Source organism: Streptomyces sp. NBC_01426 (assembly GCF_036231985.1).
Lineage (GTDB): Bacteria > Actinomycetota > Actinomycetes > Streptomycetales > Streptomycetaceae > Streptomyces.
This window is the reverse complement of sequence record NZ_CP109500.1, coordinates 3,827,064-3,850,972: the sequence shown is the minus strand read 5'-3', so window position 1 is coordinate 3,850,972 and position 23,909 is coordinate 3,827,064. Positions and strand designations below refer to the sequence as shown.

25 protein-coding genes and 1 tRNA gene are annotated in these 23,909 nt (G+C 71.9%); 8 read left to right on the top strand and 18 right to left on the bottom strand.

Going from position 1 to position 23,909, the window contains the following annotated elements; genetic code table 11:
* From OG906_RS17015 to OG906_RS17005, 3 genes are read left to right on the top strand one after another with little or no spacing between them, the layout of a single operon-like run.
* Complete coding sequence (locus OG906_RS17015) at positions 1–1,461, top strand: sensor histidine kinase (RefSeq protein WP_329443747.1); 1,461 nt, start codon at positions 1–3, stop codon at positions 1,459–1,461.
* A 25-nt stretch (positions 1,462–1,486) separates the two neighbouring features.
* Positions 1,487–2,761 (top strand): glycosyltransferase, encoded by a 1,275-nt coding sequence (locus tag OG906_RS17010; RefSeq protein ID WP_329443745.1) that lies wholly within the window; start codon positions 1,487–1,489, stop codon positions 2,759–2,761.
* A complete protein-coding gene (locus OG906_RS17005; protein ID WP_329443742.1) occupies positions 2,758–4,944 on the top strand; it encodes a glycosyltransferase family 39 protein in 2,187 nt (728 codons plus the stop codon). The genes OG906_RS17010 and OG906_RS17005 overlap by 4 nt, the downstream gene beginning before the upstream one ends.
* Positions 4,945–5,044: 100 nt before the next feature.
* Here OG906_RS17005 and OG906_RS17000 read toward each other — a convergent pair whose 3' ends face one another.
* A complete protein-coding gene (locus tag OG906_RS17000; protein ID WP_402302331.1) occupies positions 5,045–6,679 on the bottom strand; it encodes an MDR family MFS transporter in 1,635 nt (544 codons plus the stop codon).
* Between the two features lie 15 nt (positions 6,680–6,694).
* Positions 6,695–7,087, bottom strand: a complete 393-nt coding sequence (locus tag OG906_RS16995) for a MarR family winged helix-turn-helix transcriptional regulator (protein ID WP_267803502.1) — start codon at positions 7,085–7,087, stop codon at positions 6,695–6,697.
* Between the two features lie 216 nt (positions 7,088–7,303).
* Between OG906_RS16995 and OG906_RS16990 the strand changes: the two genes are divergently transcribed.
* On the top strand, positions 7,304–7,534 hold the full coding sequence (locus OG906_RS16990) for a hypothetical protein (protein ID WP_267828597.1): 231 nt from the start codon (positions 7,304–7,306) through the stop codon (positions 7,532–7,534).
* A gap of 79 nt (positions 7,535–7,613) precedes the next feature.
* On the opposite strand, the gene OG906_RS16985 is transcribed toward OG906_RS16990, so the two are convergent.
* The 10 genes from OG906_RS16985 to OG906_RS16940 form a co-directional block, all read right to left on the bottom strand.
* The gene (locus OG906_RS16985) at positions 7,614–8,504 is read right to left on the bottom strand and encodes a hypothetical protein (protein ID WP_329443738.1); all 891 of its coding nucleotides are present in this window, start codon (positions 8,502–8,504) and stop codon (positions 7,614–7,616) included.
* A 57-nt stretch (positions 8,505–8,561) separates the two neighbouring features.
* Complete coding sequence (locus OG906_RS16980) at positions 8,562–9,401, bottom strand: RNA polymerase sigma factor SigF (protein ID WP_053684131.1); 840 nt, start codon at positions 9,399–9,401, stop codon at positions 8,562–8,564.
* A gap of 223 nt (positions 9,402–9,624) precedes the next feature.
* Complete coding sequence (locus OG906_RS16975; RefSeq protein WP_392893744.1) at positions 9,625–10,710, bottom strand: RNA polymerase sigma factor SigF; 1,086 nt, start codon at positions 10,708–10,710, stop codon at positions 9,625–9,627.
* A gap of 231 nt (positions 10,711–10,941) precedes the next feature.
* Positions 10,942–11,103: a hypothetical protein gene (locus OG906_RS16970; RefSeq protein WP_199826690.1), complete on the bottom strand. Its 162-nt coding sequence runs from the start codon at positions 11,101–11,103 to the stop codon at positions 10,942–10,944.
* 457 nt (positions 11,104–11,560) lie between these two features.
* Positions 11,561–11,848, bottom strand: coding sequence for a hypothetical protein (locus tag OG906_RS16965; RefSeq protein WP_159041626.1), 288 nt, complete (start codon positions 11,846–11,848; stop codon positions 11,561–11,563).
* Positions 11,849–12,026: 178 nt separating this feature from the next.
* Positions 12,027–12,113: transfer RNA gene (locus OG906_RS16960), tRNA-Ser, on the bottom strand.
* 68 nt (positions 12,114–12,181) lie between these two features.
* Positions 12,182–12,610 (bottom strand): tRNA adenosine(34) deaminase TadA, encoded by a 429-nt coding sequence (tadA, locus tag OG906_RS16955; RefSeq protein WP_053684189.1) that lies wholly within the window; start codon positions 12,608–12,610, stop codon positions 12,182–12,184.
* Between the two features lie 65 nt (positions 12,611–12,675).
* Positions 12,676–13,224 carry a tRNA adenosine deaminase-associated protein gene (locus tag OG906_RS16950; RefSeq protein ID WP_329443730.1) on the bottom strand — a complete coding sequence of 183 codons (549 nt, stop codon included), beginning with the start codon at positions 13,222–13,224 and terminating at the stop codon, positions 12,676–12,678.
* 363 nt (positions 13,225–13,587) lie between these two features.
* Positions 13,588–13,773, bottom strand: a complete 186-nt coding sequence (locus tag OG906_RS16945) for a hypothetical protein (protein ID WP_267803495.1) — start codon at positions 13,771–13,773, stop codon at positions 13,588–13,590.
* Positions 13,774–13,875: 102 nt separating this feature from the next.
* Positions 13,876–14,820 (bottom strand): universal stress protein, encoded by a 945-nt coding sequence (locus tag OG906_RS16940; RefSeq protein ID WP_329443728.1) that lies wholly within the window; start codon positions 14,818–14,820, stop codon positions 13,876–13,878.
* A 186-nt stretch (positions 14,821–15,006) separates the two neighbouring features.
* On the opposite strand from OG906_RS16940, the gene upp reads away from it, so the two are divergent.
* On the top strand, positions 15,007–15,642 hold the full coding sequence (upp, locus tag OG906_RS16935) for a uracil phosphoribosyltransferase (protein ID WP_053684141.1): 636 nt from the start codon (positions 15,007–15,009) through the stop codon (positions 15,640–15,642).
* Between the two features lie 58 nt (positions 15,643–15,700).
* Here the strand turns inward: upp and OG906_RS16930 are convergent, their stop codons facing one another.
* Together OG906_RS16930 and OG906_RS16925 are read right to left on the bottom strand one after the other, a co-directional pair.
* A complete protein-coding gene (locus tag OG906_RS16930; RefSeq protein WP_267803497.1) occupies positions 15,701–16,366 on the bottom strand; it encodes a LytR C-terminal domain-containing protein in 666 nt (221 codons plus the stop codon).
* 79 nt (positions 16,367–16,445) lie between these two features.
* Positions 16,446–16,742: a type II toxin-antitoxin system VapB family antitoxin gene (locus OG906_RS16925; protein WP_008740979.1), complete on the bottom strand. Its 297-nt coding sequence runs from the start codon at positions 16,740–16,742 to the stop codon at positions 16,446–16,448.
* An 88-nt stretch (positions 16,743–16,830) separates the two neighbouring features.
* Between OG906_RS16925 and OG906_RS16920 the strand changes: the two genes are divergently transcribed.
* Both OG906_RS16920 and opcA read left to right on the top strand, forming a co-directional pair.
* The gene (locus tag OG906_RS16920; RefSeq protein WP_329443724.1) at positions 16,831–18,411 is read left to right on the top strand and encodes a helicase HerA-like domain-containing protein; all 1,581 of its coding nucleotides are present in this window, start codon (positions 16,831–16,833) and stop codon (positions 18,409–18,411) included.
* A 90-nt stretch (positions 18,412–18,501) separates the two neighbouring features.
* The gene (opcA, locus tag OG906_RS16915) at positions 18,502–19,434 is read left to right on the top strand and encodes a glucose-6-phosphate dehydrogenase assembly protein OpcA (RefSeq protein WP_329443722.1); all 933 of its coding nucleotides are present in this window, start codon (positions 18,502–18,504) and stop codon (positions 19,432–19,434) included.
* Here opcA and OG906_RS16910 read toward each other — a convergent pair.
* Together OG906_RS16910 and OG906_RS16905 are read right to left on the bottom strand one after the other, a co-directional pair.
* Positions 19,383–19,856: a cupin domain-containing protein gene (locus OG906_RS16910; protein ID WP_329443720.1), complete on the bottom strand. Its 474-nt coding sequence runs from the start codon at positions 19,854–19,856 to the stop codon at positions 19,383–19,385. The genes opcA and OG906_RS16910 overlap by 52 nt on opposite strands.
* A gap of 67 nt (positions 19,857–19,923) precedes the next feature.
* A complete protein-coding gene (locus OG906_RS16905; protein ID WP_329443717.1) occupies positions 19,924–20,532 on the bottom strand; it encodes an HhH-GPD-type base excision DNA repair protein in 609 nt (202 codons plus the stop codon).
* A gap of 120 nt (positions 20,533–20,652) precedes the next feature.
* On the opposite strand from OG906_RS16905, the gene OG906_RS16900 reads away from it, so the two are divergent.
* Positions 20,653–21,465, top strand: coding sequence for a VOC family protein (locus tag OG906_RS16900; RefSeq protein ID WP_053684153.1), 813 nt, complete (start codon positions 20,653–20,655; stop codon positions 21,463–21,465).
* 84 nt (positions 21,466–21,549) lie between these two features.
* Here OG906_RS16900 and OG906_RS16895 read toward each other — a convergent pair whose 3' ends face one another.
* Both OG906_RS16895 and OG906_RS16890 read right to left on the bottom strand, forming a co-directional pair.
* Entirely contained in the window at positions 21,550–23,148 is a 1,599-nt protein-coding gene (locus tag OG906_RS16895) for a hypothetical protein (RefSeq protein WP_329443714.1), read from the bottom strand.
* 376 nt (positions 23,149–23,524) lie between these two features.
* On the bottom strand, positions 23,525–23,890 hold the full coding sequence (locus OG906_RS16890) for an ATP-binding protein (protein ID WP_329443712.1): 366 nt from the start codon (positions 23,888–23,890) through the stop codon (positions 23,525–23,527).
* Between the last annotated feature and the right edge of the window lie 19 nt (positions 23,891–23,909).

The window sequence follows — 23,909 nt, the reverse complement described above, 5'->3', positions numbered from 1 at the left end:
GTGGCGCTCATCGCCGTCGTCGGCGCGGCCATCGGCACCGTCACCACGCTCGCGCTGCGCGAGAACCTGGTCGACAAGCTCGACGACCAGCTGCGGGTCTCCCTCGACATGGCGCTCCGCGGGCCCGGCGCCGGCAAGGCCGCCCGCGAGAACAGCCTGGGATTCGTCCTGGCCCCCGGCAGCCCCCTCGGCGCCGCCGGGATCCGGCTCGACTCCGACGGGAAGGTCATCGGCACCGCCCGCAGCGCGGCCGTGGGGGGTCCCGACCTCGACCACCGCCAGCCGCTCACCGACGGCCAGACGGCGGCGCTGGAGCAGGCCGCCCACGGGTCCGCCCCGGGTGGGTCCGACCCGACCGACGTGGAACTGCCGCAGCTCGGCGGCTACCGGGTGCTGACCTCCCCCGACGGCAGCCTCGTACTCGGCTTCCCGCTCAGCGACGTGGACTCCACCGTCCACACCCTGGTCGCGGTGGAGGTCTTCGTCACCCTGGCCGGGCTGATCGCCGCCTCCCTCGCGGGTCAGGCACTCGTCGGCGTGGCCCTGCGCCCCCTGCACCGGGTCGCCGCCACCGCCACCCGGGTCTCCGAACTCCCCCTGCACAGCGGCGAACCCGCCCTGCACGAACGCGTTCCCGACGCGGAGGCCGACCCCCGCACCGAGGTGGGGCAGGTCGGCGCGGCCCTGAACCGGATGTTGGGCCACGTCTCCTCCGCCCTCACCGCCCGACAGCAGAGCGAGATGCGGGTCCGCCAGTTCGTCGCCGACGCCAGCCACGAGCTGCGTACCCCGCTGGCCTCCATCCGCGGCTACGCCGAACTGACCCGGCGCGGCCGCGAGCAGCCCGGCCCCGACACCCGGCACGCGCTGGGCCGGATCGAGTCCGAGGCCACCCGGATGACCGGCCTCGTCGAAGACCTGCTGCTCCTGGCCCGGTTGGACGCCGGGCGCCCGCTGTCCACGGGAGCCACGGACACCGATCTGGCCCCGCTCGTCGTGGACGCCGTCAGTGACGCCCGGGCCGCCGGTCCCGCGCACCACTGGCGGTTGAACCTCCCCGACGAGCCCGCGCCGATCCGCGCCGACCCGGCCCGCATCCAGCAGGTTCTGGTCAACCTCCTCGCCAACGCCCGCACCCACACCCCGCCCGGCACCACCGTCACCGCGCACGTTTCACGTGAAACATCCGCCGTCCGGCTGCTGGTCGAGGACGACGGGCCCGGCATCCCCGCCGAACTCCTCCCCCACGTCTTCGAGCGGTTCGCCCGCGGCGACGCCTCCCGCTCCAGGTCGGCGGGCTCCACCGGTCTCGGGCTCGCCATCGTCCAGGCCGTGGTCTCGGCCCACGGGGGACAGGTCGACGTGCACAGCCGGCCGGGTCGCACCAGCTTCGAGGTACGGCTGCCGCTCGCGACCGCCCCGGACTCACAGACGGGGCACAGGCTCACCACACAACGGTGACAGCCCCACCGGCGACTGTCGGTGCATGCCAACCGACACCTCTCCCGGTCCCGGAGCCCTCCCGGCCCGCGCGCCCCTGGCGCCCGTGCCCGGTGTGCCCGTACTCGACGTGGTGATCCCGGTGTTCAACGAGGAGAAGGACCTCGGACCGTGTGTGCGCCGGCTCCACGAGCACCTCACCCGCACCTTCCCGTACCCGTTCCGGATCACCATCGCCGACAACGCGAGCACCGACCGCACCCCCGAGGTCGCCGCCGGCCTCGCCGCCGCCGTCGAGGGCGTACGCAGCACCCGGCTGGAGGAGAAGGGCCGGGGCCGCGCCCTGCGCACCGTGTGGTCCCACTCCGAGGCACCCGTGCTCGCGTACATGGACGTGGACCTGTCCACCGACCTCAACGCGCTGCTGCCGCTGGTCGCCCCGCTGATCTCGGGCCACTCCGACCTCGCCATCGGCACCCGCCTCGCCCGCTCCTCGCGCGTGGTGCGCGGCGCGAAGCGCGAGTTCGTCTCCCGCGCCTACAACCTGCTGCTCCGCTCCTCCCTCTCCGCCCGCTTCAGCGACGCCCAGTGCGGGTTCAAGGCCATCCGGCGGGAGGTCGCGCAGCGGCTGCTGCCGCTGGTGGAGGACACCGGCTGGTTCTTCGACACCGAGCTGCTCGTCCTCGCCGAGCGGGCCGGACTGCGGATCCACGAGGTACCGGTGGACTGGGTCGACGACCCCGACACCACCGTCCACATCGCCCGCACGGCGGCCGAGGACCTCCGGGGCATGTGGCGGGTGGGTCGCGCGCTGGCCATCGGGGCGCTGCCCCTGGACCGGCTCGCCCGTCCCTTCGGAGACGATCCGCGCGACCGGACCGCCCTGCCCGAGGTACCGCGCGGGCTGGCCCGGCAACTCCTCGGCTTCTGCGCCGTCGGGCTGCTGAGCACGCTGCTCTACCTGCTGCTCTACTCCGCCTTCCGCTCCTCGGTCGGGCCGCAGGCCGCCAACGCCGCCGCGCTGCTGCTGTCGGCCGTGGCCAACACCGCCGCGAACCGCCGGCTCACCTTCGGCGTGCGCGGCCGCGCCCGGGCCGTGCGCCACCAGGCCCAGGGCCTGGTCGTGTTCGGCATCGGCCTGGCGTTGACCAGCGGCTCCCTGGCCGCGCTCGGCGCGGCCACCACCGAGCCGACCCACGGCACCGAACTCGCCGTCCTGATCACGGCCAACCTCGCCGCCACCGTGCTGCGCTTCCTGCTCTTCCGCGCCTGGGTGTTCCCCGAGCGGCGCGGCACTCCCGCGAAGGACGACAACCGATGACCACGGCAGCAGTCCCCCTCTTCCCGTCCTCCCCGCCCGCCGCGGTCGACGCCGTGATCGGCAGGCCGCGCTGGGAACGTCCCGCGTACGTCGTCCTGCTGCTCGCGACCGGCCTGCTGCTGGTGTGGAACCTGGGCGCCTCCGGCTACGCGAACTCCTTCTACTCCGCCGCCGTCCAGGCGGGCTCGGAGAGCTGGAAGGCCTTCTTCTTCGGGTCCTCGGACGCGGGGAACTCCATCACCGTCGACAAGCCCCCGGCCGCCCTGTGGCCGATGGCGCTCTCCGTCCGGCTGTTCGGGCTCGGGGCCTGGCAGATCCTCGTTCCCCAGGCCCTGATGGGTGTGGGAACCACCGCCGTCCTGTACGCCTCCGTGCGCCGCCAGTTCGGGCCCGCGGCGGCCCTGATCGGCGGGGCCGCGTTCGCGTTGACCCCGGTCGCCGCGCTGATGTTCCGCTTCAACAACCCCGACGCGCTGCTGACCCTGCTCCTGACGATCACGGTGTACTGCGTCCTGCGGGCCCTCGACGGGGCGCACACCGAATGGCTCGTCTGGGCGGGTGTCGCGGTCGGGTTCGCGTTCCTGACGAAGACCCTCCAGGCCTTCGTGATCCTGCCGCCGCTCGCCCTGCTGTACGCGGTCTGCGCGCCGACCGGGCTGCGCAGGCGGCTCGGACAACTGCTGCTCTCCGGACTGGCGATGGTGGTGGCCGGCGGCTGGTGGGTGGCCGTCGTCGAGCTGTGGCCGGCTGCCTCCCGCCCGTACATCGGCGGCTCGCAGAACAACTCCTTCCTGGAACTGACCCTGGGCTACAACGGCCTCGGCCGGATCAACGGCAACGAGACCGGCAGCGTCGGCGGGGGCGGCGGTGGTGGCTGGGGCGAGACCGGCATCGACCGGCTCTTCGCGGGCAACATCGGCGGACAGATCTCCTGGCTGCTGCCGGCCGCCCTGGTACTGCTCGTGGCGGGCCTGGTGATCACCTGGCGCGCCCGCCGGGCCACCGACTCGCTGGAGGGCATGGCCCGCGCGGCCTTCCTGGCCTGGGGCGGATCACTGCTGATCACCGCGGTGGTCTTCAGCTACATGCAGGGCATCTTCCACGAGTACTACACCGTCGCCCTGGCCCCCTTCGTGGCCGCGCTGGTCGGCATGGGCGTGGCCGTCCTGTGGGAGGAACGGGGCAGCCGCGCGGCCTCCCTCACCCTCGCCGGGACCCTCGCGCTCACCGCTTGGTGGGCCTTCGTCCTGCTGGGCCGCGCCGAGGGGTACCTGCCCTGGCTGCGCTGGACCGTACTGGTCGCCGGCCTCGGAGCGGCGGTGCTCCTGCCGTTCGCGGCGCGACTGGGTCGCCCGGTCCTGCGCGCGGTGGCCGGGGTGGGCCTCGCGGCCGCGCTGGCCGGGCCCCTCGCGTACTGCCTGACGACGGTGAACACCCCGCACACGGGCTCGATCGTCACCGCCGGTCCGGCGGTCGCGGGCGGTCGGGGGCCGGGAGGCGGCCCGGGCATGCGGGCCTTCTACGGCCCGGGCGGCGGCGCGTTCCCCCAGGGCGGCGGCCAGGGCGGGGCTCCCCAGGGCGGGTTTCCGGGCGGTACCCAGGGCGGCCCCGGCCGGACCGTGCCCGGCGGCGGTCAGGCCCCCGGCGGTCAGGGGGGTCCCGGCGGCCAGGCGCCCGGAGGCGGCGAGCGCCTCGGGAACGGCCCGGGCGGCGGCGGGCCCGGCGGCGCCGGCGGACTGCTCAACGGCACCCGGGCGAGCGCCGAGGCGACGGCCGCCCTGCGCGCCGACGCCTCGCGGTACACCTGGGCGGCGGCCGCCATCGGCTCGCAGAACGCGGCGAGTTACCAGCTCGCCTCGGGCGTGCCCGTGATGCCGATCGGCGGCTTCAACGGGAGTGACCCCTCCCCGACCCTGGAGCAGTTCAAGGCGTACGTGAAGGCCGGCAAGATCCACTGGTTCATCGGCCAGGGCTCCACCGGCCAGGGCTCCACCGGCCGGGCCGGCACCGAGGACGACGGCACGGCCCGGGGTCCGGGCACGACCCGGATGGGCGGCGGCCCCGGCGGTGGCGCGAGCAGCGCCATCGAGACCTGGGTGAAGGCCAACTTCAAGGCCGAAACGGTCGGCGGCGCCACCTTCTACGACCTGGCCCCCGCTTCCGGAGCCACCGGCACGTCCTGATCCGACCGCCGCGGGGGCCGCGGACCGACCCCGGAACGCGCGGAGCTCCGGCTGGGCAACAGCCCTGCCGGAGCTCCGCGTACGTGGGGGACCGGGCGGGTCAGGCCTTGATCGACGTGGTCGCCGGGGCCTGCGGGGCGCTCTCGGCCATGGGCGCGTGGGCGGCCGGCTTCGACTTCAGGGCGACCTCCTTGATGAACAGCACCAGGAGCAGGGAGAGCAGGGCGAACGGGGCGGCGTACAGGAAGACGTCGCCGACGCCGTGCCCGTAGGCGGACTCGATCACCGTACGGAACGGCGCGGGCAGCGTGTCGAGGTCGGGGATCCCGCCGCCGGCGGTGCCTCCGTGGCCCATCGCGGCGGCCTTCGGCCCGAGGGCGGTCAGCCCGTCCTGGACGTAGTGGGTGACCCGGTTGGCCATGACCGCGCCGAGCGCCGAGACGCCCACGGCGCCGCCGAGCGACCGGAAGAAGGTGACGACGGAGCTGGCGGAGCCCAGGTCCTCGGGGGCCACCTGGTTCTGGGTGGCGAGGACCAGGTTCTGCATCATCATGCCGAGACCGAGTCCGGTCAGCGCCATGTGGATCGCGATGTGCCAGTACGGGGTGTCGTACCGCAGGGTGCCCAGCAATCCGAGTCCGGCGGTCAGCAGCACGCCGCCGGCGACGAGCCAGGCCTTCCACTTGCCGGTCTTGGTGATCACCGCACCGGAAAGAGTGGAGGAGACGAAGAGCCCGCCGATCATCGGAATCGTGAGGATTCCGGACATCGTGGGGGACTCGCCGCGGGCCAACTGGAAGAACTGGCTGAAAAAGACCGTGCCCGAGAACATCGCGATGCCGACGAACAGGGAGGCCGCCGAGGCCAGGGTGATGGTCTTGTTGCGGAACAGCCGCAGCGGGATGATCGGGTCGCTCGCGCGGGATTCGACGAGGACGAAGAGCGCGCCGAGGGCCACCGAACCGGCGGTCATCGCCAGGCTGGTCCAGGAGATCCAGTCGTACGAGTCGCCGGCCTGGGTGACCCAGATCAGCAGCAGCGACACGGCGCCGCTGATCAGGAAGGCGCCCAGCCAGTCCACCTTGACGTCGCGCCGGACCACCGGGAGCTTCAGCGTCTTCTGGAGCACGATCAGCGCGATGATCGCGAAGGGCACGCCGACGTAGAAGCACCAGCGCCAGCCGAGCCAGTCGGTGTCGGTGATGACGCCGCCGAGCAGCGGCCCGCCGACGGTGGCCACGGCGAACACCGCACCGAGGTAGCCGCTGTAGCGCCCGCGCTCGCGCGGGGAGATCATCGCGGCCATCACGATCTGGGCGAGGGCGGACAGGCCGCCGACGCCGATGCCCTGGACCACGCGGCACGCGATGAGCATGCCCGTGTTCTGGGACAGGCCCGCGACCACGGAGCCGAGGACGTAGATCACCAGGGATATCTGGACCAGCAGCTTCTTGCTGAAGAGGTCGGACAGCTTGCCCCAGAGCGGGGTCGCGGCCGTCATCGACAGCAGGGCGGCGGTGACGACCCAGGTGTAGGAGGCCTGGGTGCCGCCGAGATCACTGATGATCTGGGGCAGGGCGTTGGAGACGATCGTGGACGACAGGATCGCCACGAACATGCCGAGCATCAGCCCGGACAGGGCCTTCATGATCTGCGGGTGCGTCATGGGCGTGCCGTCGGACGTGGTCTCCGATCGGCCGCTTTCCCGCACACCGTCGGGTGTGGTCGTTGCCATGCTTTTCCTCGGGTTCTAGAAGCTCGATCGGAGTCGGGCCAGCAGGGTGTTGAGTACGTCGACGTCCTCGGCGGACCAGTCGGCCAGGGCGCGTTCCAGCGCCCGCGTGTACCGGGTCCCGAGGTCGGTCAGGAGTGCACGGCCGGTCGGGGTGAGCCGCAGGATCCGGCAGCGACCGTCGACGGGGTCGGTCTCGCGCTCGATCCAGCCGCGTTCGGCGACGTGGGTCACGTGCCGGCTGGTCACCGAGATGTCGATGGCCATGAGTTCGGCGAGCCGGCCGAGCCGCATCTCGCCGTGCCGGTCGAGCACGGTGAGCACGGCGGCCGAGCCGGGCGGGCAGTGCGGGGGCAGGGTGCGGGCGAGGTCGCGCTTGACCGCGCCGATGCCGGTGAGTTGGCGGGCCAACTCCTCGTACGCGGGAGCCGTCGTCGGGCCCGTCGTCGGGCCCGTCTCCCCCGGACCGGCCGTCGTCTCGTTCACGGTCGTCTCGGTCGTGGTCGTCACCGAACCGCCCCCCATCTTGTTGCTTTGAGCAACCATAGAAGCAGATGGTTGCTACAGGCAAACGAATTCGAGGGTGGGGCGGTAAAGGAAAGGGAAAACCCGCTAGGGTCCTGACCCATGGCTGAGAACCACAACTCACAGGTCCCCGAGGGCAACCACGACCCCGCGGGCAGCACGCAGATGTTCCGGGCGTTCGTGGAGGAGGCCGCGCCGGCCCGCCAGGCCGGGCCCGGCGCGCGACAGCAGCGACGGGCCGAGCGTCAGGCCGGTTCGAAGACGGGCACGTGGGTCGCCCTCGGCGCGGGCCTGCTCGTGGTCCTCGCGGTGGTCCTGTGGTTCGTCCTGTAGCGACCGGGTGAGGGCGTGACGCGGAGGCGGGCCTCGCCGGCCCTGCGGAACCGGCCCGGAACCGGTCCGTCCCCGTCGTTCAGTTCCAGGTGGCGGTGACGTTCCGGGTGTCCACGTGCATGCCCAGGGGGACGCGCCAGGAGTCGACGCAGACCGTGTAGGTCCGCGTCCTCGTCGTGCCGCCCGCGATCGGGGTGGGCAGGGGCTGCGTCGTGGTACGGGTGGCCCAGTCGACGCCGAGGGCGCCGATGATGTGCGTCGCGAAGGTGATCGTGCCGGAGCGGGCCGCCGTGGTGCCGGTGTTGGTGAAGCTCACCGTGACGTTCTCGCACCACCGGTCCGCCGCGGCCGACCGGGTCGGGGCGCCGAGGACCAGCCGCGCCGGTGTGGCCGGGGCCGGTGGGGGCGGTGGGGTGCCCGGCGGGGTCGTCGGCGGCTTGGGCGTGCCGGAGCCACCCGTACCGCCCGCACTCCCCGTACCGCCTGTACTCCCCGTACCGCCCGTACTCCCCGAGCCGCCCGAGCCGCCGGAGGTCCCCGAGGCGCCGGAACCGCCCGTACTTGAGCCGCCCGTGCCTCCCGTCGTGCCCGGAGGCGGGCCCCCGGGCGTGCCCGGCCGCCCGGGCTCCGCGCCGGTGCCCGCGCCCGGTGTCGATGCGGAGCCGCTGCCCGGCGGCGGCGTCGATCCGCTCGCGCTCCCGCTCCCGCCCGATGGCTGCGGTGCGGGCGAGCCGGCCGCCGTACCGGTCGGGGCGGAGGCGGTGCCCGATGCCGGCGGGGCGCCGAGTCGCTGGAGCTCCACCTGTCCCCGGGGCGGTACGTTCTCCCCCGCGCGCCGCTCGGGACCGGGCGCGGCGGCGCCCACGGCCACGTAGCCGTCGCGCGCCGCGCCGCCGCAGCCGGTGAGGGCCGCGGCGGCGGTCGAGCAGCAGAGGGTGAGGGCCAGCGCCGCGCGTGATCCCGTTCGCATCGCGTCAGTTTTCCTGACGCAGCGTCAATTGGGAACCGTGCGGAGCTGGTTGATTCCCTACTCGCCGATCAGGCCCACGCGCAGTTGCGCGAGCGTGCGGGTCAGCAGCCGGGAGACGTGCATCTGGGAGATGCCGACCTCCTCGCCGATCTGCGACTGGGTCATGTTGGCGAAGAACCGCAGCATGATGATCTGCCGTTCCCGGGGCGGGAGTTTGGCCAGCAGAGGCTTGAGGGACTCGCGGTACTCGACGCCTTCGAGTGCCGTGTCCTCGTAGCCGAGCCGGTCCGCGAGCGAGCCTTCGCCGCCCTCGTCCTCGGGGGAGGGCGAGTCGAGCGAGGAGGCGGTGTAGGCGTTGCCGACGGCGAGGCCGTCGACCACGTCCTCCTCCGAGACGCCGAGCACGGCGGCCAGTTCCGGCACGGTCGGGGACCGGTCCAGCTTCTGGGCGAGCTCGTCACTGGCCTTGGTGAGGGCCAGTCGCAGCTCCTGGAGCCGGCGCGGGACGCGCACGGACCAGGAGGTGTCCCGGAAGAACCGCTTGATCTCGCCCACCACGGTCGGCATCGCGAACGTGGGGAACTCGACCCCGCGTTCGCAGTCGAACCGGTCGATCGCCTTGATCAGGCCGATCGTGCCGACCTGGACGATGTCCTCCATGGGCTCGTTGCGGCTGCGGAAGCGGGCCGCCGCGTAGCGCACGAGGGGCAGGTTCAGTTCGATCAGGGTGTCGCGTACGTACACTCGTTCGGGGCTGTCCGCGTCCAGGGTTGCGAGGCGCTGGAAGAGGGAGCGGGAGAGGGTGCGGGTGTCGATGGCTTCCGAGCGGTTGGACACTGCCGGCACCGCACGCTTGACGAGCGTGAGTACCTGTGAGCTGCCCTGGTCTACGGACATGCCACCCCCTTGAGGTCGCGGACGGTCGCGTCTTCTGCGCGCCCGTCGGAGGAACGCAGCCTCCACCTGAATACCGGAGGCGGGGCTGCGGCAAACGCGGTTCCAGCAGAATGTCACATGTCGGCAACACGCTGTAGCGCCATGTCGACATGTATCTCCAGCGACAGAGCGGAATGAGCCCGGTCTGTCGGGAAACGCGTCGGGGAAGCTCCACCCGATCCGGTTACGCCTCGATCCTGTTTGCGGATCGCAAGCGGGCGAAGCTCCTGGCGAGGAGTCGCGACACGTGCATCTGGGATACGCCCAGCTCAGCGCTGATCTGTGATTGCGTCAGATTGTTGTAGTACCGCAGGAGCAGAATCCGCTGTTCGCGCTCGGGCAGTTGTACGAGGAGATGGCGTACGAGGTCACGGTGTTCGACGCCGGCCAGTTCCGGGTCCTCGTAGCCGAGGCGGTCGAGCAGCCCGGGCATGCCGTCGCCCTCCTGCGCGGCCTCCAGCGAGGTTGCGTGGTAACTCCGGCCGGCCTCGATGCAGGACAGCACCTCGTCCTCGGAGATCCGCAGTCGTTCGGCGATCTCGGGGGTGGTGGGGGTGCGGCCGTGCTGGGTGGTCAGGTCCTCGGTGGCGGCGTTGACCTGGACCCACAACTCGTGGAGGCGGCGCGGGACGTGGACGGTGCGGACGTTGTCCCGGAAGTACCGCTTGATCTCGCCCACGACGGTCGGCATGGCGAAGGTCGGGAACTGGACCCCGCGTTCGGGGTCGAAGCGGTCGATCGCGTTGATGAGACCGATCGTGCCGACCTGGACCACGTCCTCCATCGGCTCGTTGCGGCTGCGGAAGCGGGCCGCCGCGTACCGGACGAGCGGCAGGTTGGCCTCGATGAGGGCGCCGCGCACCCGGTCGTGCTCGCGGGTGCCGGGCTGGAGCGCCTTCAGCTGCCCGAAGAGGACCTGGGTGAGCGCCCGGGTGTCGGCGCCCCGGCTCTGCGGCCTCGGGGCGACGGGCGGCCCCTGCGGGGCCTCCTGGGGTGGCGGTGCGGGGGATTGCGCCGGCTCGCCGGTCGCGGGCGCCTGCGTCGGTGAGGGGGTGGACGGATCCCGGGAGGGCCCCGCCGGGGACTCCTGCCGGGGCGACTCCTGTTGCGGGGGCACCTGGGCGTCCTGGTGGGGCGGGGTGGCGGCCTGCGGGCCGTGGGCACCGTGCGGGCCGGATGAGCGGGGGGTGTCCCGCGCGCCGGGGGCGGCGTGCGGGCCCGGAAGGCTCTGGGTGTGCTGAGGCTCCTGAGGGTCCTGCTGGGGTGGCACCTGAGGCGCAGTACTGGCCGGCACGGTCACGCCACCCCTTCAGTCAACTATCCGTCAAAAGCGGTCATAGCATCACAAGAGATGTGCACTATGCGCAAGCACCGCATATCTCCGTGTTGAGGGTAAATTGCCCATATGTGGGCATTCAGTTCGAACGTGGATAACGCAAAAGACCCCCCACCCGTCGGAGTGGGGGGCCGGTATGTCCGGAAGCCGCTTCAGCGTACGGGTTCAGGTCACCAGTTCGGTCATGAACTCGCCGATACCGTGCGCGGCGTCCGAGATTCCCTGGAAGCCTATTTGGACCATATCGGCGGCTTTGATCGGCTGGGTGATGATCACGAAGAGTACGAAGACGGCGAGCGCGCCCGTGATGATCTTCTTGGTGTCCACGAGCGGTGTCGGCCTCCCCAACCGGTCCTGCAAAGTCGGGTGAGTCTAACCGGTCGGGTTTGGACACTAACCTGCCCTTTAAGGACCAATGACCCGGCGTTCCGGGTCCTTTGCCGCCCGGAGGCAGGGTGGGGGAGGCGCAGGATGGAACACGAGCCCACCGGTTCTGGCAGGAAATCGGTGAGCCAGGGACAGGGCCTCACTGCGGGGTCCGAGTCGCGGGCTTCCCCCTGTACCGCGGCACGGACTGGCAGGTTCCGTCCTCATCGGGGGGAGTGGCTTGTCCCCCCGATGCCGCTTCCCCCGTCCCGACGTCGAAGGTCCCGACCCCCGGTCGGGGCCTTCTTCGTGTGCGGCCCCGTGCTCCGGAGCGTGGGCGGACCGCTCGCGGGCCGCTCGCCGGACCGCGTGATCTGCCCGCCGGACTGTTCGAGCCGACGGTTCGAATCCGGTGCGGCTATTCGATACCGCCGGCGAGGTCGGTGATGGGCTGTACGGGCGCGATCACGGGTGCGAGGTCGTTGGGGAGGTCCATCAGCCGGTTGAGCTGGTTCAGGTCGTTGAGCTTGGCGCCGATCTCCTTCACGGATCCGGGCGTCGCCCCGCGCGGCATGCCCGGGGCCGCCGTCGGCAGGTCCGGGAGGGTGAGCGGGGCGATCGGCGCGGCGGAGGCGGCGGGAGCGGCGAGGCCCGCGGCGGCCCCCGCGAGGGCGAAGGCGGCGAGGATGCGCTGGGTCTTGGTCATGCCGTGACAACGGTCGAGGGGGCGGCCGGTCACGCGCCTGTCCCCCGGAGAGCCCCGGAAGCGCCGAGAGTCCCGCACGCCGTGAGGGCCCCGGAAGCACCGAGACTCCCGGAAACGCCGAGCGTCCCGGGAAAAGCCGAGAGCCCCGACCCTTGCGGGGCGGGGCTCTCGATCAGAGCGGTAGCGGTGGGATTTGAACCCACGGATAGCTTGCACCATCACACGCTTTCGAGGCGTGCTCCTTCGGCCGCTCGGACACGCTACCGAGAGAGAGCTTAGCCCAAAGTGCGCCGTGCTCTGAAATCCGTGTCGGGGCGACCCTCGTCACAGCGGTCACAGGTCGCGGAAGAAGTCCTTCAGCTGCCGGGCGCACTCGTCCGCGAGCACCCCGCGGACCACCTCCGGCCGGTGGTTGAGCCGGCGGTCCCGTACGAGGTCCCACAACGATCCCGCGGCGCCGGCCTTCTCGTCGTCCGCGCCGTAGACGACCCGGGCCACCCGGGACTGCACGAGGGCGCCCGCGCACATCACGCACGGCTCCAGGGTGACCACGAGGGTGCATCCCGGGAGTCGCCATTCCCCGAGGGCGGCCGCCGCACGGCGCAGCGCCAGCACCTCGGCGTGCGCCGTGGGGTCGCCGGCGGCCTCGCGTTCGTTGTGCCCGGTGGACAGGACCTCGCCCGCCGGGCCCAGCACGACGGCGCCGACCGGCACGTCGCCGGCCGGCACCGCCAGGGCGGCCTCCCGGAGCGCCAGGCGCATGGAGTCCCGCCAGGGGTCCCGTACGGGGTCGGGGCCGGGGTGGTGCGCGTCGTGCTCGTCGATCACTAGCGGACGGCCTCCAGGACCTCGGTGGCGCCGAGGGATTCGGCGATCGCCGAGAGGGCGTCGCCCTCCAGGGCGGTCAGTTGCTTGGGGCTGACGCCGAGGTCGTTGAGCAGGCCGAGGTCACCGAACGGGCCGGCCGGCAACGGCTCGGCGCCGGTCCCGAGCGGGGAGTCGGTGGCCTCGTCCTCGTCGGCGAAGGCGGAGACGGTCTCCTCCTCGCCGTCCTCGGTGCCGTCCAGGTCGAGTTCGTCGAGTTCGTCGTCCTCCTCGTCGCTGCCCAGCAGCTCTTTGGTCAGCATCGAGCCGTAGGAGCTGCGGCTCGCTACGGAGGCGTTGGACACGAAGTACCGAGGGTCTTCCTCGCCGTCCAGGCGCATGACGCCGAACCAGGCGTCCTCCTGCTCGATGAGGGCGACCACCGGCTCGTCGTCGACGGCGGCGGAACGGGCGAGATCGATCAGATCGGTCAGGGACTCGACGTCGTCGAGTTCCAGGTCGCTCGCTTCCCACCCATCTTCGGTGCGCGCGAGCAGTGCGGCGAAATACACCGTGACTCTCCCACTGGTCATAGGCGTGCCGGTTGGAGGTCCCCCCGGCCGGAGGATGGGGTGAAACGGTCGTGCTGCTCACCGGTTCGTGCCCCGCCCAATCGGCATCGTGGCAGAAACAGCGGCTTTGCGAGAGGTCTTCCGCCGTGTCGCGCCGGGGCGCCGCCGCCGGGTGGACGGGTCGAAGGGGCCCGCGCCGGCCGAGGCGCCATTCCCCCGAGGGGCGTTGCCCCGGGGCCGCGCGGCTCAAACTCCGACGGGGCCGAACGGCCCCGGAAGCCGGGCGGTTCACCAGGCAAGCCGGGTGGTTCACCGGGCGGTTCACCGGTCAAGCCGGGCGGAACCGAGGAGAGTCGGGGCGGATCACCAGCGGAAGGTACGCATCCGCATCTGTTGGCGCATGCGGGCGGCGCGGGCGCGCCGCGGTTGGACGCGGTCGCGCAGTTCACGGGCCTCGTTCAGGTCCCGCAGGAACTGGGCACGCCGCGCTCTGCGCTGCGCCGCCGTTTCCGCCTCTCCGCTCTCCACGCTCGGCTCTGTTTCTGGCATGGGCCATCACCCCGGCTGCTGGTCCGGTCGTCCTCGCCCCCCGAACCCACCTTCCCCCGGACCGCCCGATTGATGCCACCCCCGCGCAAGGGTTCTCGCAGCTCAGGCGTCTTCCGTCCGCGTCGGCACCACCGCGACCGGGCCGTGCGCGTGGTGGAGCACGGCGTGCGCGACGGAGCCGATCATGAGCGGGCCCACGTTCCGCGTGGGGTGGTGGCGGCCGACCACGACGAGCGCGGCCGAGCGGGACGCGGTGACGAGTCGGCCCGCCGCCTCGCCGGGCACGGCGGCCTGCTCGACGGGCACGTGCGGGTGGCGGACCCGGAACGGGGCCAGTCGTTCCGTCTGGGAGCGGAGCATCTCCCGCTCGGCCGGCACCCCGTCGCCGCCGTCCGCCAGGCCCTCCGGCGGGATCACGGCGAAGGGGCTGTCGACGCCGATCATCGTCGAGGGCGGGACGGCGTACGCGGAGACCACCTGGACGGCGGTCCCCCGCACGGCGGCTTCCTCGAAGGCGAAGGCCAGTACGTCGTCGGGGGTCTCGGCCGCGTGCAGCCCGACCACCACCCGCCCGGCCGATTCCTCCCCGGACGCCTCCACGACGCGTCCGGCGTGCGGGACCACGACCACCGGGCAGGTCGTGGTGGAGGCGACGGCGCGGCTGTTGGAGCCGAGCAGCAGGGCGGCGAAACCGCCGCGTCCCCGGGATCCCATCACGAGCATCCGGGGGTCGGCCTCGGCGCCGATGACCCGCAGCGCCTCGGGGACGGACCCCTCCAGGGCCTCGTAGCGGACCTCGGCGGGCAGTTCGGGGGCGCGTGCGAGGAGGTCCCGTACGTGCTCGCTCACCGGGTCGGTGTACTCCTCCGGCTCGGAAGCGGAGTGCAGGGAGGAGCGCCGGCCCGCGTACAACTGGGCGCTGTCGGGCAGGACGTGCGCGACCATGAGCCCGCCGCCGTGCAGGAGCGCGGCGGTCCGGGCCCACTCCAGCGCCTTGAGACTGTGTTCCGATCCGTCCACGGCCGCGATGACGAGGGAGGTGCTCATCAACCAAGGGTGCTGGGCGTGCGGGCGGGCCGCATCTCCGCGCGTCGCGGGTCCGCGGGCGGCTTCGGACGCGGAGGGGTCGTGTCACCGCGTAGCCTTTTGGGTGTGGGTCGCACACCGCGGCCGTTTTCGCAGGTCGCAGGTCGAAACCCGGCAGCTGGCGGCAGCTGAGTCTTGGAGGATGTTGTGCGTTTGCAGGTCGTCGATCACCCGTTGGTCGCGCACAAGCTCACCACCCTGCGCGACAAGCGCACCGACTCCCCCACCTTCCGTCGGCTCGCCGACGAGCTGGTGACCCTCCTCGCGTACGAGGCCACGCGCGACGTGCGGACCGAGCAGGCCGACATCGAGACCCCGGTCGGCCCGACCACCGGCGTCAAGCTGTCGCACCCGCGTCCGCTGGTCGTGCCGATCCTGCGCGCCGGTCTCGGCATGCTGGACGGCATGGTGCGGCTGCTGCCGACCGCCGAGGTGGGCTTCCTGGGCATGGTCCGCAACGAGGAGACCCTGGAGGCCTCCACGTACGCGACGCGCATGCCGGAGGACCTCTCCGGCCGTCAGGTGTACGTGGTCGACCCGATGCTGGCCACCGGCGGCACGCTGGTCGCGGCGATCCGGGAGCTCATCAAGCGCGGCGCCGACGACGTGACCGCCGTGGTGTTGCTGGCCGCGCCCGAGGGCGTCGAGATCATGGAACGCGAGCTTGCGGGCACGCCGGTGACGGTGGTGACGGCCGCCGTGGACGAGCGGCTCAACGAGAACGGTTACATCGTGCCGGGCCTCGGCGACGCGGGCGACCGCATGTACGGCTCCGCCGAATAGGGCGCAGCCGGCTCCGCCGAACAGGGCGCAGTCGGCTCCGCCGGGTGGGCCCGGCGGATCAGCACGTCTTGGCGGGCGCGGGTACGGGGTGGGCCAGGGTGGCCAGCGCCTTGTCCGCGTCCGCCTTCGTGTTCAGTTCCTTGAAGGCGTTGCCGAGGATCAGGTCGATGTCCTTGCCCTCGCGGGTGTCGTTCTGCAGGGTGACACCGGCCAGCTGGGTGCCGAGCACGGAGTACGCGGCCTTGTCGGTGGTGGGGGCGCCCAGCAGTATGCCGATGCCGGGGACCTTCTTGTCGAAGTCGGCGGGCGCGTTGCCGACCTGGCCGACGGTGAAGCCGCGTTTCTTCAGCTCGTCGCCGACCAGTTTGGCGAGGCCCGCGCGCGGGGTCGCGTTGTAGACGTTGACCGTGATCTCTGCGGGCTTGGGGAGGGTGACCGCGGCGGCCGGGGACGCGGGGCGCGCGGAGACGGCCGAGGCCGGTCCGGCCTTGCTCGGGGAGCCGGTCGGACAGTCCTTGCCCGCCGCGACCGTCTTCTTGCCGCCGTTGCCTCGGAACACGTCGATGAGCTGCAAAGCCCCGTAGCCGAGCAGGGCCAGTGCGAGGACGGATCCGAGCAGGGCGAACACGATCCGGCGGCGTCGCCGGGGTCGGCTCATGCGGGGGTAGGCAGCTCCCGTTACGCGGTACTTTCCGCCCATGCCGGGGGGTGTGAGCATGCTCATGGGCGCAGCGTAGTGCCGTACCGGAACGATGCCTACTAAATGATCTGTTGATCGGGTAAGGCAGACCCGAAAGGCGCAATCAGTCCATCTCAAGGACGCGTGCATGCAGCACTTGGCGCTGCTGGAGCGCCGCGCGCACGGCGCGGTGCAGCCCGTCCTCCAGGTACAGGTCGCCCTGCCACTTCACGACGTGCGCGAAGAGGTCGCCGTAGAACGTGGAGTCCTCGGCGAGCAGCGTTTCGAGGTCGAGCTGCCCCTTGGTGGTCACGAGCTGGTCGAGCCGGACCGGGCGCGGGGCGACGTCCGCCCACTGCCGGGTGGTTTCCCTGCCGTGGTCGGGGTACGGCCGGCCGCTTCCGATGCGCTTGAAGATCACACGGAAAGCCTACCGGGCCGGTGCCTGCGGGCGCAGCCTCGCTGCGTGGGTGCAAAGGTGACAGGCAGGGCTATTTCGGGAGTGAAGCATGAGCGAGAGCACCGACCCCGCGTCTCCGGCCGACCGGATCGCCGCCGGGTACGCCTTCACCGGACCCGTGCTGGACCTGGGTGCCCTGCTGTGGGACGGGCGGTGTCTGGCGGACCACCAGATCCGTGTTCCGCTGTCGATGCTGAACCGGCACGGGCTGGTCGCGGGGGCCACCGGCACCGGGAAGACGAAGACCCTCCAGCTGATCGCCGAGCAGTTGTCGGCGAACGGCGTGCCGGTGTTCCTCGCCGACATCAAGGGCGACGTCTCCGGCATCTCGGCGCCCGGCGCGGACAACGAGAAGGTCCGCGAGCGCGCCGCGGACGTGGCCCAGGACTGGTCGGCCACGGCCTGCCCCGCCGAGTTCTATTCCCTGGGCGGCATCGGCACCGGCATCCCGGTGCGGGCCACGGTGACCGCTTTCGGTCCGGTGCTCCTGTCGAAGGTGCTCCAGCTCAATCAGACCCAGGAGCAGTCATTGGGGCTGATCTTCCACTACGCCGATTCCAAGGGTCTGGAACTGATCGACCTGAAGGACCTGCGGGCCGTGGTGGCCTTCCTCGTGTCCGACAAGGGGAAAGCCGAGCTCAAGGGCATCGGCGGACTTTCCACGGTCACCGCCGGGGTGATTCTCCGGGCCCTCACCGCATTCGAACAGCAGGGTGCGTCCGAGTTCTTCGGAGAACCCGAATTCGACACCTCGGAATTCCTCCGGACGGCGGCCGACGGGCGCGGTCTGGTCTCGGTGCTGGAACTCCCGGCGGTCCAGGACAAACCGCAGCTGTTCTCCACCTTCCTGATGTGGCTGCTCGCCGATCTGTACACCGACCTGCCGGAAGTCGGCGATCTCGATCGGCCGAAACTCGTCTTCTTCTTCGACGAGGCGCACCTGCTCTTCAACGGCGCCTCCAAGGCCTTCCTGGAGTCCATCACCCAGACCGTGCGGCTCATCCGCTCGAAGGGCATCGGCGTCTTCTTCGTGACCCAGACGCCGAAGGACGTGCCGGCCGACGTGTTGGCGCAGCTCGGCAACCGGGTGCAGCACGCCTTGCGCGCCTTCACCCCGGACGACGCCAAGGCGCTCAAGGCGACGGTGAAGACCTTCCCGAACTCCCCCTACGACCTGGAGGAACTCCTCACCGGTCTGGGCACCGGCGAGGCGGTGATCACCGTGCTCAGCGAGAACGGCGCCCCCACTCCCGTCGCGGCGACCCGGTTGCGCGCCCCGCAGTCGCTGATGGGGCCCGTGGACGCGGCGACCCTGGAGGGGGCCGTGAAGGCCTCGCTGCTCTACTCCCGCTACGCGGAGCCGATCGACCGCGAGTCGGCGTACGAGAAGATCAGTGCCGAGCAGGCGGCCGCCGAGGCCGAGGCGGAGGCGGCCGCCGCGGCGGCGGAGGCGGAGAAGGAGGCCAAGCAGGCGGAGAAGGCGGCCCGCAGCGCCCCCAAGCCCGATCCCTCGCTGGCCCAACAGGTCGTGGGCAGCGGCATGTTCCGCTCGCTGGCCCGCTCCATCGGCACCCAACTGGGCCGCGAGATCTCCCGGTCCCTCTTCGGCACGGCCCGTCGGCGCAAGTAGCCGGGGCCCGGTGGGGGAGTCGAGGCGAGTCGAGGCGTATTCCAGCGAACCGGTTGCGGGACGCTTGGCGGGCGCTGACAGACTCGGGGCATGCGGACCGAACTCACCGACACCACGTCCAGCAAGATCGACCGGGCTCTGCTCGAAGCCCGGCGAGCCGTCGGCAGTCCCGCGATGGGGCTGGTGCTGACGCTCGTCGTGGTCACCGACGAGGAGAACGCCTACGACGCGGTACGCGCGGCCTCCGAGGCCTCCCGCGAGCACCCGTGCCGCATCATCGCGGTGATCAAGCGGAGCACGCGCGGGCCCCGCAAGCTCCCGCAGAGCCGTCTCGACGCCGAGCTGAGGGTCGGCACGGACGCCGGTTCGGGGGAGATCGTGCTGCTCCGGCTGCACGGGGAACTCACCGACCAGGCCGGCTCGGTCGTCCTGCCGCTGCTGGTGCCGGACGCGCCGGTGGTGGCCTGGTGGCCGGCCGACGCGCCCGCCGACCCGGCCCGGGACCCGCTGGGCGCGCTGGCCCAGCGCAGGATCACCGACGCCCAGGCGGCGCTGGACCCGGTCGCCGTCCTGGACGAGCGCGCGCGGGTCTACGCCCCCGGAGACACGGATCTGGCCTGGACCCGGCTGACGCCGTGGCGCTCGCTGTTGGCCGCCGCCCTGGACCAGAAGCCGCTGCCGGTGACGGGCGCGGCGGTGGAGAGCGAGGCGGACAACGCGAGCGCCGAGCTGCTGGCCCGCTGGCTGGAGGGCCGGCTGCGGGTGCCGGTGCGCCGGGTGGTCACGGACGGGCCGGTCATCACCCGTGTCGTGCTGGAGACCAGTGCGGGTGAGATACGGGTGGACCGGCCCGCGGGTGTGCTGGCGAGTCTGATCCTGCCGGGGTGGCCTGACCGCAAGGTGGCGCTCAAGGTCCGCGGCCTCTCCGAGCTGATCGCGGAGGAGCTGCGGCGGCTCGACGCCGACGAGGTCTACGCGTCGGCGCTGCGCGGGCGACCGGCCCAGGCCTCGCTCTCGGCGTAGTGGTTGTCGTACACCGGCTGGCTGTCGATGATGTCCTGCACGGTGGCCTCGCCGGCGCGGACCCGGCCGAGCAGCCGGTAGTAGTCGAAGCGCGCCATGCCGGGGGTGAAGCCGACGAGCACCTCGGCGGTCCGGCCGGCGGCCGGGGCGAAGGCGTGCTTCACGCCGGCCGGGATGCTGATGAAGTCGCCCTTGCCGAGGGTGTGGATCTCGTCGCCGACGAGGACGTCGAGCAGGCCGTCGGTGACGTGGAAGAACTCGGTGGCCTTGGTGTGGAAGTGCACCGGGGCGCCGGCGGCGCCGACCTCGAAACTCGCGGTGTTGCAGGTGAGTTCGGGGGTGTCGGTGAGGAGCGTGATGACGCTGCCCGGGCCGTCGGTGATGGTCTCGGCAGCGGCGGCGCGGGTGAGGTTCTCAGTCATGATCATGATCATAGGTGGGGGCTCTGACAGCGGCCGAGCCGTTTTTTCGTGCCGCTCGGCGGGTCCGTCAGCCCGCCGGCGGGTTCTTCGCCTTCGCCGCCTTCGCGGCGGCCTTGTGCTCCTGCTTGTACGCCCGCACCTTGGCCAGTGACTCCGGTCCGGTGATGTCCGCCGCAGAGCGGTGGATGTTCGCCGGGCCGTATCCGCCGGCCGCCTCCCGCCAGCCCTTGGGCCGGACGCCGAAGCGCTTGCCGAGCAGGGCCAGGAAGATCTGGGCCTTCTGTTCCCCGAAGCCGGGCAGCTCCTTGAGGCGCGCGAGCAGCTCGTCGCCGGTCGTCGCGTCCCGCCAGACGGCCTCGGCGTCCCCGTCGTAGTGCTCCACCAGGTACGCGCAGAGCTGCTGGATCCGCTTCGCCATGGATCCCGGGTAGCGGTGCACGGCCGGCTTCTCGCTGAGCAGGGCCGCGAAGGCCTCCGGGTCGTACGCGGCGATCACGTGCGCGTCGAGGTCGTCCGCGTCGAGGCGGCGCGCGATCGTGTGGGGGCCCGAGAACGCCCATTCCATCGGGACCTGCTGGTCGAGCAGCATTCCGACCAGCGCGGCGAGCGGGCTGCGGCCGAGCAGGGCGTCCGCCTCCGGCTGCTGGGCCAGCCGGATGGTGATCTCCTTGTCCATGACTCCAGACTCCCCCGTGCGCGCCTTCCCCGCGCGGGCGGCACACCGGCGGCCTAGCGTGTGAACCGAGACGGGTCACGTCGTACACGACAGTCGTACCGACACAGGAGTCGATCGATCATGACTGAGTTCCCGGAAGGCGCTCCCTGCTGGGTGGACGCGATGTTCACCGATGTGGAGGGCGCGAAGAGCTTCTACGCCGACGTGCTGGGCTGGACCTTCGGCGATGCGAGCAGCGAGTACGGCAACTACACGCAGGCCTACAAGGACGGGAAGGCCGTGGCGGCCGTCGTCCCGCCGATGCCGGGGGCCGACGCTCCCTCGCAGTGGTGTCTGTACCTCGCCTCGTCGAACGCGGCGGCGACGGCGGAGAAGATCACGGAGGCGGGCGGCGAGCTGCTGATGGAGCCGATGCAGGTCGGCTCCTTCGGGACGATGGCCATCGCGAAGGAGCCGAGCGGCGCGGTGTTCGGGGTCTGGCAGCCGGGCGAGCACAAGGGCTTCGAGCGGATGGGCGAGGCGGGCTCGTACGCGTGGGCGGAGGTCTTCAGCCGGGACGTGGCGAAGGCCGACGCGTTCCTCCCGAAGGTCTTCCCGTACGGCGAGCAGCAGATGGACGCGGGGGACGACCCGGAGATGGCCGGCATGGACTTCAAGGTCTTCAGTCTGGGCGGCAAGGAGAACCCGGTGCTGGGCCGGATGAACATGGGGACCGACTTCCCGCCGGAGATCCCCTCGTACGTCCAGGTCTACTTCGGTGTCGACGACTGCGACGAGGCGGTCGCCAAGACCAAGAAGCACGGCGGGAAGTTGCACTTCGGGCCGATGGACAGCCCGTTCGGGCGGTTCGCGGCGGTGGCGGACCCGCAGGGTGCGGCGTTCGCGGTGATCGACATGTCGAAGACGACGGGCGAGATGCCGAAGTTCGACTAGTCGCGGTTCGACCGGTCGCGGTTCGACCGGTGGAGGTGCGCGGCGGGGCTCCGGGTCCGGGGCCCCGTTCCGCGGTGGCCGTTCTTACGGGAGGGCGGACGACACGCCGTCCACGATCATCATCCACATCGGTTGGGCGCCCGTGCCGAAGGCCGCGGCCAGGGCGTAGCCGACGGAGGCGTCCAGGGGCCGGAGGTCCACGTGCTCCTGCCACTCGGCGATGACGAGCGCGTCGCCGTCGGCGGTGAAGTCCCCGAGGTGCGTGCCGTCGCGGGTGAGGCGACTGCCGGGGACGGAGTCCGGGACGAGGACGTAGCGCGCGCCCTCGTGCTCGACCTCGACGCGGTACGAACTCCTGGTCAGGCGGCCCTTCGCCGGGAGCAGCGGGCTGGTCCGGCCGTCGATGGTCAGGGTGAGGTGTTCCGGGTCGCGGGTGCCTATGCGGATCTGCGGGTCCGCCTCGGAGCCGGGGGCGCGGACCAGGGAGACCGGGGGGATTCCCGGACCGTCGATCTCGACGCGTTCCTGGCCTTCGAGGCGGACGGTGATCGCGCCGAAACGCGTGTCCTCAAGGGTCGTCGGGGGTGCGTCGTCCACGGGCGGTCCTTCGCTGCGATCGGAACTCACGTCCCGGAACGGGAGGTTCGGGACGCAAACGATCTTACGGTGAGGGGGGCGTGGCCGGGTCGGCCCGCAGGGTCCGGCGGCGCGGGCTTCGCCGTTCTCGTCCTTCGCGCAGTCCTTGCAGTGGCCGCCTCGGGTGGGGCTGCGGAAGGCCCGGTCGCATGTCTCGCAGGTGGTGAAGGGGTCGGGCGGGACGAAGGCCGTGCGGTGGGGGAGGGCGGCCAACCGGGGCGGGAGCTGCACGGTGAGGCGGTGCGCGACCAGGCCGGCGGGGCTGCGGGGGCGCTCGGGGAGGTTCGCGCACAGGGCGGCGGTGATCGCCTGGTGGGTCGCGCCGCGTTCCAGCCAGGCTTCGACGGCGCCCGCCAGGCGCCGGACGTCCTGCTCGCCGAGGAGCAGGCGGGCGTCGGCGCGGCGCAGTTCCGCGAGGAGTTCGACGGCGAGTCGGCGGCGGGCCGGGTTGTCCGGGTTGACGGGGGCGGGCAGCGTCACCGCGGGTGCGGGTGCGGGTGCGGGTGCGGGTGCGGGTGCGGCGGCTGCGGGTGCGCGGGCGGGGGCCGGGGCCTCGGACGGGGCCTCGACCGGGGTCGTGGGCGCGGTCTCGGGCTCCTCGGGCGCGGTCTCGGGCTCCGGGGTGGGCACGGGCTCCGGGGTGGGCACGGGCTCCGGGGTGGGCACGGGCTCCGGGGTGGGCACGGGCTCCGGGGTGGGCACGGGCTCCGGCGGGGGTACGCGCCGGGGCGGCGGCGGGGTTTCCGGGACGGCGGGCGCGAGGGCGGCCGCGCCGGGGTGGTTGCGCCACACCGTACGGGTGACGATGCGCCCGTTCGGGAGGCGTTCCTTGGTGCGCCCCAGGAAACCGTGCCGCTCCAGCTCGCGCAGGGCCGAGGCGATGCACACCTCGCCCAGCGGCAACTTGCCGACCAGGACCTTGATGCCGACCTGGGTGTCTCCGGGCAGCGACTGGATGTACACGCCGATGCCTCGGGCTTCCATCGACAGCGTCGGGTGCTGGGCGAGGTCGTTGCTGACGACCGTGTAGCCACGGGTGAGACGCACGGTGCAGTGCTGAACGCCGTACGCCGCGCGCGAGGGGGCGCTAGGGTGCTGGAAAGCCATCGGGAAGTTGTGCCTTCTCGTGGTAAGCCATCGGGAAGTTGTGCCTTCTCGTGGTCAGGCCCTCGATCGGGATTGCCGTCCCGGCCGGGGGCCGTCCTGTGTCTGGAGTTGTCGGGGCCGAGCATATGCCAGGCAACGGGCGCTCTTGCCGGCCTAGTTGAGGCCATTCACTCGTGTGAGTGAGGGCGCCTCGGCGGGAGGCTGGAGGGGTAGGGCAGGTTCTTTCCCCTGGTACTGCGAAGCAGGAAAAGAAGCATCGCGGGCCACCGGGTCCCGGCCGGCCGCGACCCGGTCCGACCAGCATCAAGCGCGTTCTTCAGCACTTCAGTTCGGCCCATACCACCTTCCTCGGAGCGGGCCCGGGAGTGCTCCCCCAGCGGTCCGAGAGCGCCTCGACGATCGTCAGCCCGCAGCGCGGTTCGCCGATCGGCACGTCGCCGCGTGGGTCCGCCACCTCGATCCGTACGGCCCGGGACGCGTCGACGCTGATGTCCAGCCGAAAGTCCCTCCCCGGGACCCGGCCGTGCGTGATCGCGTTCGCGCAGAGTTCCGCGACGAGCTGCGCGGCGTCCTCGAAGGGAACACCCCAGGAGCGGAGTTGCTCGACGGTCAGCAGCCGGGCGAGCCGGGCCGCGCGGGGCGTGGCGGAGAGCTGGAGGGAGAAGGCGAGTTGAGGATTCATGTCACGCAGCGTGGCCGCT